Raw genomic sequence first — 15,322 nt, 5'->3', positions numbered from 1 at the left:
AAATTACCATATTGTTAAAACCTCTTAATCAGGGTTTTAGTAGTAAACGCCGGGTTAAGTAATTTTTTTAAAGGGGGGTGTTTAGAAAGTGGCTAAAGGTACAGTAAAATGGTTCAACGCCAGTAAAGGATATGGGTTCATTTCCCAGGAAAATGGAGAAGATGTGTTCGTTCATTTTTCCGCCATAAAAGGCGATGGCTTTAAAACTTTAAAAGAAGGCGACGCAGTTGAATTTGAAGTGTCCAGTGGTGCGAAAGGACCGCAGGCAACCAATGTCAATTTAATTTAATATTTACTGTCTTTAAAGACGAAATTTTTAAATTAAAATAGTTCAGTTAAGTTTCTTTTTAACCGAGCCCTCCATTCCTACTTATAGAATGAGGGCTTTTTTTTGGACTAACCTTTGAGGCGTTTTTTAACCGTGTCCCCTATTTTTGCAGGATTATTAACGACGGTAACGCCCCCGTTTTCGAGCGCACGGACTTTATCCGGTCCGCTTCCTTTTCCGCCGGAGATGATGGCTCCGGCATGTCCCATTCTTCTTCCGGGAGGCGCGGTCATTCCGGCAATAAAGCCCACGACAGGCTTGGAAACATTTTTTAAAATAAAATCGGCGGCTTTTTCTTCGGCATCCCCTCCGATTTCTCCAATCATTACAATCGCATGAGTGTCCGGGTCCTTTTCAAAGAGGTCCAGGACATCCACAAAATTTGTTCCATTAACGGGATCGCCGCCAATTCCAACGCAAGTGCTCTGTCCCAGGCCCAACTGCGTTAACTGCCAAACAGCTTCGTAAGTCAAAGTGCCGCTTCGGGAAACCACACCGACAGTCCCTTTTTTATGGATAAAACCAGGCATGATGCCAATTTTACATTCTTCGGGTGTGATAATTCCCGGGCAATTTGGACCGATCAACCGGCTTTTCCTGCCTGCCAAATAACGTTTTACTTTGACCATGTCATTTAAAGGAATTCCTTCAGTAATACAAATAATTAGAGCGATTTCTGAATCTAAAGCTTCAAGTATTGCGTCAGCGGCAAAAGGAGGAGGAACAAAGATCATCGAAACGTCCGGGTGGACTTTTTTAACCGATTCAGCCACTGAATTAAAAATAGGAACACCGTTCAGGTCAGATCCCCCCTTTCCCGGAGTTACTCCCCCGACAACCTTTGTGCCATATTCCTTGCAGGCTAATGCATGAAAGGACCCTTCTTTTCCGGTAATCCCCTGAACAATAATTTTCGTGTTTTTATTAACAAGTATGCTCATGTTCTATCCTTATAATAAATAATAAAATTAATCTCAGGCTGACCGTTCGAATATCGGGGACGTATTCCTCTCTGCTCCGGCTCCGAAGTTTACCCTCATCTCTAGATTTTTACATTTTGGTGGGGGTAAGCAAAACTTCGAAGAGGTCGCTGTGAGGAACACATCCTCAATATTCTTTAGCCAATACCTTATTTCACCATTTTGACGATTTTTTGAGCGCCATCCCAGAGATTTTCGGCAACCTCTAATTTCAAACCGGAATTCTTTAACATTTCTCTGGCTTCAGGAGCATTGGTCCCATCTAAACGAACGACCAGGGGAACCTTTAATTCAACTTCTTTTGCGGCTTCGATGATTCCGCCGGCGATTCTTTCGCAACGGACGATCCCGCCGAAAATGTTCACAAAAATTCCTTTTACGTTTGGATCGGCCAGGAGAATTTGAAACGCATGATTTACGGTCTCTTTAGAGGCCCCTCCCCCAACATCAAGGAAGTTAGCGGGTTCATCCCCCGCCAGTTTAATCACATCCATGGTAGCCATTGCCAGACCGGCTCCGTTGACCATACATCCGATTGTTCCGTTTAATTTCACATAGTTCAGTCCATAATTCGAGGCTCGAATTTCAAGCGGCGCTTCTTCGTCCAAATCCCGCATTGCTTTTAAATCTTCATGACGGAATAAAGCATTATCATCGATCAGGATTTTACCGTCCAGCGCAACGAGTTTTTTCTCTTTGGTGATCACTAACGGGTTAATTTCAACCATGCCCAGGTCTTTTTCAATAAAGAGACGGTAAAGATTTTGAAGGAGAGTGGAAAATTGCGAAACGACCTCTTTTTCCATTCCCAATTGAAAAGCAATGGACCGTCCGTGGAACGGGAAACAACCAACGGCGGGATCGATCATTTGTTTAATAATTTTATCAGGATGTTTTTCCGCAACCTCTTCAATTTCCATTCCCCCTTCGGTACTTGCCATCACCACAGGCCAACCGGTGGCCCGGTCGACGACAATGCTCAAATAGAGCTCTTTATCAATATTCGCCCCTTCTTCAATTAAGAGTTTTTTAACCTCTTTTCCCTCAGGACCGGTTTGATGGGTTATTAAAACCTTTCCCAGAATAGTTTTCGCTAATTCTTTGATTTCATTTCTATTTTTCGTAATCTTGACCCCACCCGCCTTACCTCTTCCTCCGGCATGAATTTGGGCTTTAACGACAAAAACGGGTCCGGTTAAACCATCTGTGGCAATGGCAACCGCTTCATCCACCGAAAACGCAGGTTTTCCTTTCGGGACGGGTATATGAAAATCCGAAAAAAGTTTTTTGGCCTGATACTCGTGTATGTTCATAATTAATCCTCTTCTGATGATATTGGCTCAAGAGTATTGAGGATGTGTTCCTCACAGCGACCTCTTCGAAATTTGTTTACCCTTCCATAGTGTCTGTTAAGATAAGTGGTAAATTTCGGAGCCGGAGCAGAGAGGAACACATCCTCGATATTCGAACGGTTAGCTTAAAAACTTTTCACTATTTTTATTAGGCGCTCTGTTTGGTCACGTCTTCTTTCCGGACATAATCAGGGAATAAAAGCGGCGAAGTCCGGGTTGGACGAATCGACGCCTTTTCAAGTTCCTCATTAAACCGTTTCAAATGGTTAAGCGTCATTTTGCCCGGCTCGGTCATTTTAGCCCGTAAAGCCGCCGCTTTTCCGGCCCGACGGCCATAGACAATAATATCGAGCAGAGAGTTCCCCATTAAACGGTTCCGCCCGTGGACGCCGCCGGACGCTTCTCCTGCAACAAAGAGATTTTTGATCTCCGACTCGCCGTCCACATTTATTTTAATCCCGCCGTTTTGGTAATGGAGCGTCGGATAAATCAAGATCGGTTCTTTCCGGATATTGATCTGAAATCTTGAAAATTGCCGAATCATATTGGGAAAATGCTGATCGAGATGTTCTGGTCCATGCTTGACATTAACCATTGGGAAATCAAGCCAGACCCCTTTTCTTCCCGATGGCGTTTCGACGCCCCTCCCCTCTTCGCATTCCCGAATAATCGAAGCGGCTACAAAATCACGGGTTTCCAATTCATAAACGAAAGGCGAACCCAAACGATTTAAAAGGGGTGCGCCCGCGCCCCGGATCGCTTCAGTGACCAGAAGGCCCGCCATCTGCTCGGGATCAATGACTCCGGTCGGATGATATTGAAAGGTATCGGCCATGGTGAGTTTTGCGCCCACGCGGTACGCAATCGGGAGGCCATCCGCCGTAGCTCCAAAATGATTAGAGGTTGGAAAACCTTGAATATGGAGGCGGCCAATTCCCCCCGTGGCCAGTATGACGGTTTTTGCATTGACCACAACCCACGCCTGGGTATCTAGATTTTTAAGAATAGCGCCGGTACAAGCTCCCGTCTTGTCTGAGAGGAGTTCAACCACGGGCGAAAACTCAAGGATATTGATCCCCTGATTTAAAACGGCGTCTTTAAGCGTTCGCATTAATTCAAGACCGGTATAGTCTTTACAGGTCAAAAGACGGGCCCTGCTGGTCCCTCCCCCGCTTTTCAACCTGAGGTTGCCCTCTTCATCCCGGTCAAACGAAATGCCCAGGCTTAAAAGCCATTGAGCGGCGGATGGACCTTCTTCAACCAGTGTTTTTAAAAGGAGAGGATTATTTTTAAACTGCCCGCCCTTCATGCTATCTTTAAAGTGAATGATCGGAGAATCGTCTTTCCCTGCGGCCACCTGCATGCCGCCTTCAGCCATCACCGTATTGGAATCGCCTAAACGAAGTTTGGTTGCAATCAGGACATCCGCACCGGCTTCTTTAGCAATTAAGGCCGCTGCGGCGCCGGCGCCCCCGCCTCCGATAACCAGAACATCGGTTGTGTAGTGGGATTGAAGGGAAATTTCCTTTTGATAAACGGGGCTTTGAGCTTCAAGAAGATCTGCCAGTTCATGGACGGTTTTCTCGTCTTTGTTCGGGCCTACCCGAATGGCACGATAGCCTTCGGCTTTGTAGTCAGGATGAAACCGGCGAATAATCTTTTCCTTTTCTTCCTGAGAAACCCGGGGAAAAATCTGATCTTTCCGCTGTTCCAGCCTGGTCATAACCAGTTCTTTAGAGCTTTCTAACGAATTCAAACGAGTTCCTTTTCCAAATCCTTTTCTTTTAAATTTAATAATCGAAGCCAGTCGGCATCATAATAACCTGATTTAATTTCTTCCACTCTTTCCTCAAGTCGAATGGTTTTTCGGGTCAGGTAAAGGCTTGTCGCTTTACGGCTGTAAAGACCGACCAAATGAGGAAAAACGTTTACCTCGCAAACCGAAGCACAAAGTCCGCACATGACGCAATTTAAAAAAAGATCCGACACCCCTTTAAAATCCGAATTAATGGCTTCTTTAACCCCTCTCATCGCGTCAATTTCCTGAGGGCAGACGGCGGTACAGGCGCCGCATGAGACACATCGCCTCGTGCTGGAAAGGGTCTCATTAAAATGATTTTTCAATGACTGGGCATCCATTGTCTTTTGAAAATCAAAAGGTGTTTTGTAAGGGACCGAGCGCTGGACCTCGACCTGATATAAATTAAAAAACATCCCTTCCGCAACCTGAGTTTGACACCCCAAAACCGTTTTAATGGGAGAATCACCCACCTTACAAGTTATCGTACATGCTCCGCAAACTCCCCCCAGGCAACCAATGCCATGGGTTAAATTAAACCCGCAGTACCACATCGCCTGAATGAGGCTTAAACCATCGGGAACAGAATAAGGTTTGCCAGCTATTGTAATGTTGACCATGTCTACTCAGGGGGCCTTTAATGAATTAATACAAACGTAAAAATAATTGTGATATGTTTCTTGTAGGGACAACCCCCCCGTGGTTGCCCAGCAGGCACAGGGGCCTGCCCCTACTTTGAAAGACAGAATAGATTCAGGCCCTTTTCATCTAATTGAATGATGGCGTCCCAATCCGATTGATATTTTCCTTCCTGAATTTCCGTAAGTCTGGAGGCAAGGTTGGGAGCTTTTTTCTCATAAAAATAGTTATAGGTCCGGCGCGCATAAAGAAACACCAGGTTGGGAGAAATATCCGCGATACAGACTGGAATACAGAGGTTGCACATCACGCAATTGAGCGTTTCATCACGAACCTGTTTAAATTCTCCAAAAACGGCCCGCCAAATATTACTTCTTACGTCAATACCCTGCGGACAAGCCTCGGTACAGGTGTTGCAATTCCGGCAAAGCGCGGCTTCTGGGTAATATTTAACGAGCTCCTGTTTTGGGTCTTTAATTTCTTCAAGATGATAGGCCGCCTTGCCCGATGGAATATGGGGAGCAAAGGAAAAAGACATTCCTTCTTCTACAACAAGCTGACACCCTAACCCATACTGTAATTCATGGTTTCCCCGTATTCGATAAAGAATAGAACAGGCGCCGCAAACCCCTCCAAGGCAACCAATACCCCTGGTCATCGATTGACCTGTATACCAGACCGCTTTAATCGCGGTAAGGCCCGCGGGAACCCGGCATTTTCTGCCGCTGATTTCAACGTTGACCATTTCACTCTTATTTTCAATTGGGTTTTGCATCATCATTAATTTTAACCGGGGCAATATTCGGGATCAATCGATAAAATGGGATTCAAATGAATCGCGCCTGTCGCCCGGAGCATTTTTTCGACGGGTCCATTTTCATTTTTTTTCAGTTAAGTGGCGAATCGGTTTTCCGTCATATTTATGGCTCCCTTCCGGAAGTCTTCTGAAAGGCTTTTCCCTCATCTTCTCTTCGACGACATGGGCAACGACACCGGGGATTCTTCCGATGATAAAAAGTCCGGTTCCATTTCTCCAGTGGATTCCCATTTCCGACATGATTGCGGCGGTTACGCCATCAACGTTGAGTGGAAGCGGTTTACCTTTGGAATCGGCCTCTAATTCGTCCTGGATTGCCAGGGCAAAATCGATATATTTTCCCTTAAATCCCAGGTCCCGGGCGATTTGAATCAGCTTTAAAGCTCTGGGATCCCTTTTATAAAGCTTATGGCCAAATCCGGGAACCCGTTGATTTTTCTCTTTAAACTCATGAACAATCCGCTTGGCTAAGGAACGGACATTATCCACGTCGGGCGTTAGAGATTCCTGTAGTATTTTGGCCAGCATTTCAATCGCCCCGCCATGAAAATCGCCCAAAGTCAACGCTCCCGCGGCAACTGCCGAATTAATCGAATTGCCGCCGGATAAGACCATCCTGGCCGCCACAATAGAAGGAGGGGCAATTCCATGCTCAATGACCGCCACCAGAGTCGCTTCGAGAAGTTTTTTCTCTCTCTCGGTGGGTGTTTCCCCTTTTAAAACAAGAAAGATAGCTTCCGCGAAGGAAACGGAGCCAATCAATTCCGTCAGCGGATAACCGCGGATTACGGTCTCGGCTCCGATTTGTCCGGCAACGGCGGTTTTCCATTCCATTTCAGCCATTTTTTATCTCTTTTTCGCTTTTTTCTTGACAGTTTGCCCTTTTACACCCGCCGCCTTTACCACTCTTTTTTTAGCCGCAGCTTTTTTAGCTGTCGCCTTTTTAACCGGAGCCTTTTTAAGCGTGGCAAACCCGCCGCTCATGCCTTTAATAATGGCATCGCCAAACTGTGAACATTTCACCTCTTTGGCCCCTTTCATCAAGCGGGCAAAGTCATACGTCACCACTTTGGTTTTTATCGTTTTGCTTAAGGATTTGAGAATCAGATCAGCAGCGTCGATCCAGCCAAAATGTCTCAACATCATTTCCCCGGAAAGAATAACCGAACCCGGGTTGACTTTGTCCAGGTTGGTATACTTCGGCGCGGTGCCGTGGGTCGCTTCGAAAATAGCATGACCGGTCACATAGTTGATATTTCCACCCGGAGCAATTCCGATACCGCCGATTTGAGCGGCAAGCGCATCCGAGATATAGTCGCCGTTCAAGTTCATGGTGGCAATCACATCATATTCATCCGGACGGGTTAAAATCTGCTGAAGGAAATTATCCGCAATGGCGTCTTTCATTAAAATCATTCCGGCAGGAGGATTCCCTTTACAATCGTCCCAGCTGACGATCTTATCAGGAAACTCTTTCTTGGCCAGTTCGTACCCCCATTTTCTAAAACCCCCTTCGGTGTATTTCATAATATTTCCCTTATGAACAAGGGTCACGCTTTTCCGGTTGTTGGCTATGGCGTAATTGATGGCGGCACGGACTAACCGATTGGTTCCTTCTATACTAATCGGCTTGATCCCGATGCTGGAAGTATTTGGAAAGCGAATTTTTTTCACCTTCATTTCGGTTTGAAGCCACTCAATGATTTTTTTTGCTTCGGGAGTCCCGGCTTCCCATTCAATTCCCGCATAAATATCTTCCGTATTTTCCCTGAAAATAACCATTTCGACCTTTTCAGGATGAACCACAGGGCTTGGGGTTCCGTCAAAATAAACGACCGGGCGGAGGCAAACATAAAGATCAAGCTCCTGGCGAAGCGCCACGTTAATACTCCGGATGCCCCCGCCGACTGGAGTCGTTAATGGGCCTTTAATCGCAATTAAAAACTCTTTAATCACTTCGAGGGTTTCCTGAGGCAGCCAGGTGTTCGGCCCATAAACATCATTGGCTTTTTCTCCCGCATAGACTTCCATCCAGGAAATTTTTCGGGTTCCACGATAGGCTTTTTCTACGGCGGCATCAATGACGCGGACAGCGGCTCTCCAAATATCCGCGCCGGTTCCGTCCCCTTCGATAAAAGGAACGATTGGATGGTCAGGCACGTTTAATTTTCCATCAACACCCATTGTAATTTTTTGCCCCTGAGGGACGGTCACTTTTTGATAGGCCACCGTTTTATCTCCTTTTTAAAATTGTTATTATTGATGGTCTCATAAAAAGTCTGAATAAGCGGTTATCTGCCATTCCCGTGTAAACGGGATAAATGATTAGTCTCGCTGCGGGCCCGCTCGCGAGCAAGCTTTGTGGCTCCCCAGGAGATTCCCGCTTTCGCGGGAATGACGACATATGACGAGGCCATCATTATTTATAGCGGAGGGACTTCTCTCTTTTTCGGAGACGCGTAATTAACCAGATAATCAAACAATCTGATTAATCGGCTTCCCTGACGTTTTTGATCAACCCAGTGGCCAATCATTCCAATCGTCCGCGAGAGAATAAAAAAACCATTCAGACTGTCAACCGGGAAACCGAGGTCTACCAAAATGGCAGCCATTGCCCCATCCACATTTAAGATCAGCGTGTCCTTTTTAACTGTTGTCACTTTTTCCACTTCGAGCGCGAAATCCAGACAAGGGGTCGAGATCGACAGGGTTTTGACATAACCCACCAACTCTTTGACCCTTTTATCGGGATTGCGAAGACTTTTAACCCGGTGTCCGATTCCTGGAACCGGGCCGACATTGGCTTTCATGTAAGTTAGAAAGTCATCGACGGAAAGCTTTTTCTCGACGGCATATTTAAACCACTTCCCCGCGTCGGTTACCGCTCCCCCAAACCGGGGACCGATCATCAACATGCCCGCCGCTACCGACTGGGCCATCGGGATTCCCGCGCACGCCGCGACAATGGTTCCCAAAGCGCCGCTGACACAGGGACCATGATCGGCGGAAAGCATAATGATCCGTTTAATCGCTTCGGCCTCATTTTTGGAAATCAGCTTTTTATTCCAAAGCAATCCGATAACATGGGGAATTTGATAACCTTTGTTAATCAGCTCAGAGGCCGCGTATCCATCGTATAACGGTTCATCACCGCGATCATCGGAAATGGTAGATTTAAAGAGAGGCTCAACCATGATCTCTCCGTTTTTTAAAGCTTCTTGAACGGTTTTTGGAAGTTTGGGCAAAGTCTGAACATCGACAACCGAAAATGGTTTGACCTCTCCTTTGTCCAAAAGCTCCTCATAAACTTTTTTAATAGCGGGGCCCAGGGCCCCAAACGTGGGCGGAACGATCGCTCCCGCTTTTCTCAGAAGTTCAGCCTTGCTACGGGCTGACCCTTCTCCGTGAAGCCCTTCCTTGGCGCCCGCATGACCGAATTTCATCCCTTTAGGAAGGGTTTCCTGACAGAAACCTGAAATAACGGCCATAAGTTGAATCCGTCTTTTTTTAGCGCCAAACCACTCCGCCGCTTTTTCCTCCAGGTCGCCTCCCATTTCCCCAACGATAACGACGACCTTTGTTTTAGGGTCTTTTTCAAACATTTCAAGATAGGTAACGAAATCAGAACCGGGAAACGCATCGCCCCCTATTCCAACCGCTGTGGAAATTCCATCTGCAAACTGGCTGACAATCCAGATAATTTCGTTGGAAAGTCCGCCTGATTTTGTGAGGACGCCAAACGACCCGGACTGATAAAGTTTGCTTAAGATTAAATTATCGTATGCGCCGCCAATCACGCCCAGGCGGCATTCTCCCGCGGAAATAATTCCTATGGCAGAGGGTCCGTTAAAGATTTTTCCCAACTTTTTAGCCTCTTTCGTCAAAAGCTTGGCATCTTTTTCAGGCACCCCTTCTGTAATCATTGATACGAGCTGTATCGCGGGATCCTTTAAAGCTTCCATCGCGGCAGGATAAGCCCTCTCAGGTCCTACATAAATCAGGGTGGTGTTGATACCGGAATGATTTTTTGCGGCTTCGGCGACGGTTTTATAAACCGGGACAGAAATCAATTCACTCCCATACGGAATTTCATAAGTTTTACCAGTATCGGGAGGAAAAACAAACGCCTGAACGTTTAAAGGTAACTTATTGAGCTGACAGAACTCCGCCATTTTTTTTGCGGCGTTGACTCCTGCCGGCCCCCCTTGAATCATCACTCTTGTATTTTTATTTGCCAGAATAGCCATATTAGTTTCCCCCCTTTAACGCAAAATCGACAATATCGGTTAATGGGGTATTCCGATCGTAAACGTGGATATCAAACCCCTCCGGGGCCAAAGCCCGCATGGCATCCAAACCTTCTTTTTCAAACGGACCCCCTCTGCGAACCCATATTTTTACTCCCTCTAACTTTCCCTCGCTCTTTGCTTTTCTAAAGCCCTGAATGATTCCGGCAAAGGTTTTTTTAACGTTGGTAAAATTCGCGATTGCTCCACCGACAATAATATGTTCGATATTGGGAAGAGAACAAACTTTATCGGTCAGGGCGCTCACCGCCCAATCGGGCGGGTCGCCGGAATACTCCGCATAATTCGCCGGTTTTCCACCCAGTGAAACCACGGCATCGGTATAAAATACAGAGGCGCCTCCCCCGGCAGGAAGAAGCGCGATATTACCCCCCGGAATTTCAATAAATTTTACGGAGCCTTTTACCCGTGAATCGATTTCTAAAATTGCCCTTTCGTCGCCGCTATAGGGCCTTCCAAACTCCGAAGCAAAAGTAAAGTTCCAATCCGGGTGGCGGTATCTGGCGTCTCCGTCCACCAGCGTGACAGAATCGAGAGCCACCAGTTCCTGAGTCCCTTGCCGAATGACAAGAGGATTAATTTCAAGATAATTTCCATCTTCCGCGTCATAACATTGGAAAAGCTTTAAGGCAAACTGGGCCACGTTTTTGATAAGGTCTCCTTTAAAACCGGCATCTGATGCCAGTTTTTCGAGAGTCTTTTGAGCGGGCGCTTCGCCAATTTCAATGACTAGTTTTCGGATGCGATCCCAATTGGCCTCCACTTCAATCCCGCCAAAATCGGCCAATAAAAGTTCACACCCCTCGCGAACGGATTTAATGGCAATGTAGAACTCTTCTTGATGAGGGATCATTTCCGAGACAATGACCTGAGAGACCACCAGCCCCCCGCCGACCTCTTTTCCAAGCAGTTCCTTTACCGCGATTTTTGCCGCCGCGAGATTCAAGTCGACTTTAACAAGCCCAAGCTTAAAACGCGAACCGATCGCCTCATGCGCCTTGACGACCACCTTCTTTTCCTGGAGCCACTTGTTGGCTTGCGCAAGCATTTCAAATTGCTCAACCGATGTCACCACGACATAGTCGGGAACGGACATTCCCCATTTCTTTAAAAGACCCATTCCGGCCCCTTCGAGCACCTTCGCCATTCTAATCCCCCACTCAATTAATTCATTTCTAGAACAATGAGCCCGCATTATTGATTTTAAGCGGAAAGAGAAAAATCTAACAAAACTTTTCTACTGGTGTCAAGGAGAAATCGTTTAAAAGAAGCAAAAGAAAAGGGGTTTTTGGGAATCTTTTAATTTTGTTTCACAATTGAAACAAAACAGGGGAAAAAAGGGATTTTTCTTTATTTTGAGCCGAGAAATATGCCTAAATCCTAATAAACCAGTAAAGAGGAAACGGGATGATTTTTAAGTTTCTTTCTTCCCTTGAGATCTTTTAACTCAACTAAAAACGCAATGCCGGCGATCACACCTCCCAGCTTTTCAACGAGTTCAATCGTCGCCCCGCAGGTGCCGCCGGTCGCAAGCAGGTCATCCACAATAAGAATTTTCTCTCCAGCGAGGATCGCATCTTGATGAATGGACAGGCCGTCCTTTCCGTATTCCAGGTCGTACTTTACCTCAAAGGTCTCGGCCGGAAGCTTGCCTGGTTTTCTAACGGGAACAAAACCGGCCTCCAGATGATAGGCCACCGGAGCTCCTAAAATAAACCCTCTGGATTCGATTCCAACGACCTTGTGAATTCCCTTCTGTTTGTAAGGGGCAACCAGTTGATCAATGGCCTGATTAAAGGCCTCCCCTTCCTTTAGTAAGGTCGTGACGTCATAAAAATAAATTCCTTTTTTCGGGTAGTCCGGAATGCCCCTGATTTTTGATTTTAAGTCTATTAAATCGGAGGGCCTTCGCAAACCCTGCTCAATGCCCCCCGGTCCCCCGCGCTTCATACCGGCAAAGCCGGATATTCCGCTTTTGTCCCTCTCGCTCGCTTTTTTCTCTGAATCTTTTTTCATCTATAAAATTTCTTCGGGTTTGATTGATTTTGTTGAAATCATCGCTCTTAATTTAGTGAGAGCGCTGCTTTCAATTTGACGTACTCTCTCCCGGGTTAATCCGAAATAAACCCCAATTTCTTCCAAGGTTTGTGGATTTCCCCCATCCAATCCAAAACGAAGGGTGAGAACCTGTTTTTCAGTATCCTTAAGGTGGCTAATCCATTCCATCAAATCTTCGCGCCGTTTAACCCCTTCTGTCCGTTTATACGGGGAAATCTGTCCGCCGTCTTCAATGACATCTTTTAATGAAGTGTCGTTGGAATAACTAATTGGGCTATCGAGGGAATAGGTCTTTCGTATAACCTGTCGTATATCGATGACGTCTTCTACCGGAATTCCCAACCTGTTTGAAACTTCCTGGGGGGTTGGATCGCCATCAATCTCCTGGACAAGGTCTTCCACAACGTTTAAATAACTGTTAACCCTCTCAACGACATGGACAGGAAGTCGAATGAGTTTGACCTGATTAATGATCGCCCGTTCAATCGACTGCCTGATCCACCAGGAGGCATAGGTGCTGAATTTAAATCCCCTTTTATATTCAAACTTTTCGACGGCTTTAATAAGGCCGATATTTCCTTCTTCAATGATGTCGGCAAAAGGCATTCCCCGGTTCATGTATCTTTTACCGATACTCACCACAAGCCTTAAATTGGCTTCGATCATTTGAGCCCGGGCGGTTTCATCCCCTTTTTCGATTCGTTTCGCCAGAGCCTGTTCCTGGTCAAAATTCAGAAGGGAGGCTTTGCGGATATCCTTTAAATAGCTCTTCATCGCGTCCATACCGCCTGAATAGTCTTTTTCAGGTTCTTCTTCGGCTATGGACTCCCCTTCGAAAATGACTTCGCCTTCGGGAAGCGTAACCCCCTGTTCCTCGGACTCTCCCGTCTCAGGAGTGCTCTCCTTTTCCCATTCTTCTTCCATAAACCCTCAAATATAAATGATCGAGCGAGTGTTTGATCTCCCCCCTGCAAGTGCCGGGATTTTAGAGATAAACCATACCTTTGTGCGACACTGATCACACCTTCAAAAGCCAAACGGGTGGCTGCGAGCAGGCATTTTTGGTTAAGGAGAATATAATCGGGGCGAAAGGATTTGAACCTTCGACCCCTCCGTCCCGAACGGAGTGCGCTACCGGTCTGCGCCACGCCCCGCAATTATTTTTCTAAATTAACAGGTTTAAGATCAAAAGTCAACGTAGGGACAAGCAGATAAAAAACAACTTTTTATCTTGACATTAGTGCTAGTTAGGATTATCCTAACTTTAACCATTATGTTGAAATCATTCGATCGAAAAACAGCAGATGACGCTGAAAAAGAGGTCTTTTTAAAGGTCTTACGGCCGCTGGTTGAGACTTACCTTGCTTTTTTACGAAAAGACGAACGCCATATTCGGCGTTTAGGACTAACAACGGCCCAATTTGACGTTATCGCTACCCTGGGGAATACATCTGGAATGTCATGTAAAGAGTTGTCCGATCAAACGCTGGTCACCAAAGGAACCCTTACCGGTGTTTTAGACCGGCTCAAAAAGAAAGGACTGATAGAGCGTATCCCTTCAAAAGAAGACAGGCGAAGCATCTTTGTCCGGCTTACGCCAAAAGGAAATAAATCTTTTCGAGAGGTCTTTCCTGCCCATATCTATTTTTTGAAGCCGTTTTTCGAAAACGCGCTGACACCTGAACAAATGGCCGTTTTACGGGAAATGCTTTTAAAGTTAAAAGAAAGTTTTGAAAAATAAAGATTAAGAAAACCGTTAAATTTAACATCAGCAGGCAGATATTCACTCACTAAAACAAGGAGGTTTAAAATGCCAGATCAAAAATTCCCTTTTGTTATCGATGAAAAACCGGGAGAAAAATATTGGTGCGCATGCGGGGAGTCCAAGAACCGGCCTTATTGCGACGGATCCCACCAAAAACTAAATACCGGCGTCACCCCCATCAAGGTAACCATTGACCAGGTTAAAACGGTGGCCTGGTGCGGTTGTCGGAAGAGTGGAAACAAGCCTTATTGCGACGGAACGCATAAAAAATTATAAATTAGTGATTTGTTTTATATCATAATTTGCCTGGGGCCTCTGTTCAAATAGAGGCCCCTTTTTTCTCTTGCGTTTTGCTAATGGGTGACCCCTTTTATTTTTTCTAATGCAGCGGCTGATCTTTCTGACCAAGAACTAAGCCGCTTTCAGAGGTTTAATTTTCAGTTTACGAATTTGAGTCCTTGCCTGCCACAAATCATGTGCGGACTGCATGTTTAACCAGCTTTCAGGTGTTGTCCCAGTAGACTTCCCTATTCTGACTGCCATCAAGGGGCTCACCCCAGCACGGCCATTAATTAATTCGGAAAGTGTTTTGCGCGTCACACCCAAAGCCCTTGCAGCCTCTGTAACCGAAATACCCAGAGGATTTAAACACAATTCTTTTAAAACTTCTCCTGGATGCGGGGGATTATACATCATCATTTGATCTCCTAATGATAATCTAAGTAATTGATATCGTAAACATCATGACCAGAAAACCTGAAAACTAATCGCCAATTTCCACTGACCTCCACGGACCAATAACCCTTAAGATCTCCTTTTAAAGGGTGGAGCTTCAAACCGGGTAAAGCCAAATCACCAAGTTCGAAAGCCGAATCCAGGAGACCCAAAATAAGCCTTAATCTTTTGGTATGGGCCACAAAGATTCCTTTCTTACTGCCCGTCTGGTAAAACTTCTCCAATCCTTTGTGTCGGAAGGAATTAATCACAAGTGAATTGTAACATATAACGTATCAGGTGTCAATATTATTCCTGTCCATGACAGGCCCAACTACCGATTAGGGGTCAGGTCTATTTTCTTGTCATTTCTTAAACCCTCTGTTTTATCAGACGGCTCACTGATGTAAAATGCAAACCCAAATAATCCGCAATCTCACGCTGCTTATACCCGTATTTTTCAACCGCCTCAACAACCTTCTTGTTCCGCCTCGCCTTTACTTGAAGGACCTCTTCCGTAAAAATCGTATCAAGTCCAGGCCGGTTGGCATAGCGCTGGCTCTT

The 15,322-nt window shown here is 45.9% G+C and carries 16 protein-coding genes and 1 tRNA gene; 3 read left to right on the top strand and 14 right to left on the bottom strand.

Annotated features, from left to right (window positions below):
• The first annotated feature begins 88 nt into the window (after positions 1-88).
• On the top strand, positions 89-289 hold the full coding sequence (locus HYR79_12135) for a cold-shock protein (GenBank protein MBI1822447.1): 201 nt from the start codon (positions 89-91) through the stop codon (positions 287-289).
• A gap of 107 nt (positions 290-396) precedes the next feature.
• Here HYR79_12135 and sucD read toward each other — a convergent pair whose 3' ends face one another.
• The 12 genes from sucD to HYR79_12075 form a co-directional block, all read right to left on the bottom strand.
• Positions 397-1,269 carry a succinate--CoA ligase subunit alpha gene (gene sucD, locus HYR79_12130; GenBank protein ID MBI1822446.1) on the bottom strand — a complete coding sequence of 291 codons (873 nt, stop codon included), beginning with the start codon at positions 1,267-1,269 and terminating at the stop codon, positions 397-399.
• A 188-nt stretch (positions 1,270-1,457) separates the two neighbouring features.
• Positions 1,458-2,621 (bottom strand): ADP-forming succinate--CoA ligase subunit beta, encoded by a 1,164-nt coding sequence (sucC, locus tag HYR79_12125; protein MBI1822445.1) that lies wholly within the window; start codon positions 2,619-2,621, stop codon positions 1,458-1,460.
• A gap of 187 nt (positions 2,622-2,808) precedes the next feature.
• Entirely contained in the window at positions 2,809-4,383 is a 1,575-nt protein-coding gene (locus HYR79_12120; GenBank protein MBI1822444.1) for an FAD-binding protein, read from the bottom strand.
• A 29-nt stretch (positions 4,384-4,412) separates the two neighbouring features.
• Positions 4,413-5,078 carry a 4Fe-4S dicluster domain-containing protein gene (locus HYR79_12115; protein MBI1822443.1) on the bottom strand — a complete coding sequence of 222 codons (666 nt, stop codon included), beginning with the start codon at positions 5,076-5,078 and terminating at the stop codon, positions 4,413-4,415.
• 110 nt (positions 5,079-5,188) lie between these two features.
• A complete protein-coding gene (locus HYR79_12110) occupies positions 5,189-5,755 on the bottom strand; it encodes a 4Fe-4S ferredoxin (GenBank protein ID MBI1822442.1) in 567 nt (188 codons plus the stop codon).
• 219 nt (positions 5,756-5,974) lie between these two features.
• Positions 5,975-6,757: a citryl-CoA lyase gene (locus HYR79_12105; GenBank protein MBI1822441.1), complete on the bottom strand. Its 783-nt coding sequence runs from the start codon at positions 6,755-6,757 to the stop codon at positions 5,975-5,977.
• 3 nt (positions 6,758-6,760) lie between these two features.
• Positions 6,761-8,143 carry an NADP-dependent isocitrate dehydrogenase gene (gene icd, locus HYR79_12100; protein MBI1822440.1) on the bottom strand — a complete coding sequence of 461 codons (1,383 nt, stop codon included), beginning with the start codon at positions 8,141-8,143 and terminating at the stop codon, positions 6,761-6,763.
• Positions 8,144-8,337: 194 nt separating this feature from the next.
• Positions 8,338-10,161 carry an ATP citrate lyase gene (locus tag HYR79_12095; GenBank protein MBI1822439.1) on the bottom strand — a complete coding sequence of 608 codons (1,824 nt, stop codon included), beginning with the start codon at positions 10,159-10,161 and terminating at the stop codon, positions 8,338-8,340.
• Between the two features lies 1 nt (position 10,162).
• Entirely contained in the window at positions 10,163-11,368 is a 1,206-nt protein-coding gene (locus HYR79_12090) for an acetate--CoA ligase family protein (protein MBI1822438.1), read from the bottom strand.
• Positions 11,369-11,601: 233 nt separating this feature from the next.
• Positions 11,602-12,114 (bottom strand): adenine phosphoribosyltransferase, encoded by a 513-nt coding sequence (locus HYR79_12085; GenBank protein MBI1822437.1) that lies wholly within the window; start codon positions 12,112-12,114, stop codon positions 11,602-11,604.
• A 123-nt stretch (positions 12,115-12,237) separates the two neighbouring features.
• A complete protein-coding gene (locus tag HYR79_12080) occupies positions 12,238-13,203 on the bottom strand; it encodes a sigma-70 family RNA polymerase sigma factor (protein MBI1822436.1) in 966 nt (321 codons plus the stop codon).
• A gap of 156 nt (positions 13,204-13,359) precedes the next feature.
• Positions 13,360-13,433, bottom strand: a tRNA-Pro gene (locus tag HYR79_12075).
• A gap of 119 nt (positions 13,434-13,552) precedes the next feature.
• On the opposite strand from HYR79_12075, the gene HYR79_12070 reads away from it, so the two are divergent.
• Positions 13,553-14,020, top strand: a complete 468-nt coding sequence (locus tag HYR79_12070) for a MarR family transcriptional regulator (GenBank protein MBI1822435.1) — start codon at positions 13,553-13,555, stop codon at positions 14,018-14,020.
• Between the two features lie 69 nt (positions 14,021-14,089).
• The gene (locus HYR79_12065; GenBank protein MBI1822434.1) at positions 14,090-14,320 is read left to right on the top strand and encodes a CDGSH iron-sulfur domain-containing protein; all 231 of its coding nucleotides are present in this window, start codon (positions 14,090-14,092) and stop codon (positions 14,318-14,320) included.
• A gap of 135 nt (positions 14,321-14,455) precedes the next feature.
• Here the strand turns inward: HYR79_12065 and HYR79_12060 are convergent, their stop codons facing one another.
• Positions 14,456-14,743 carry a HigA family addiction module antidote protein gene (locus tag HYR79_12060; protein MBI1822433.1) on the bottom strand — a complete coding sequence of 96 codons (288 nt, stop codon included), beginning with the start codon at positions 14,741-14,743 and terminating at the stop codon, positions 14,456-14,458.
• Between the two features lie 8 nt (positions 14,744-14,751).
• Positions 14,752-15,030: a type II toxin-antitoxin system RelE/ParE family toxin gene (locus HYR79_12055; protein MBI1822432.1), complete on the bottom strand. Its 279-nt coding sequence runs from the start codon at positions 15,028-15,030 to the stop codon at positions 14,752-14,754.
• Positions 15,031-15,322 lie beyond the last annotated feature (292 nt).

Source organism: Nitrospirota bacterium, from assembly GCA_016178585.1.
GTDB lineage: Bacteria > Nitrospirota > Nitrospiria > JACQBW01 > JACQBW01 > JACOTA01.
The sequence above is the reverse complement of the archived record's forward strand: the minus strand, read 5'-3'. Positions and strand labels throughout refer to the sequence as shown.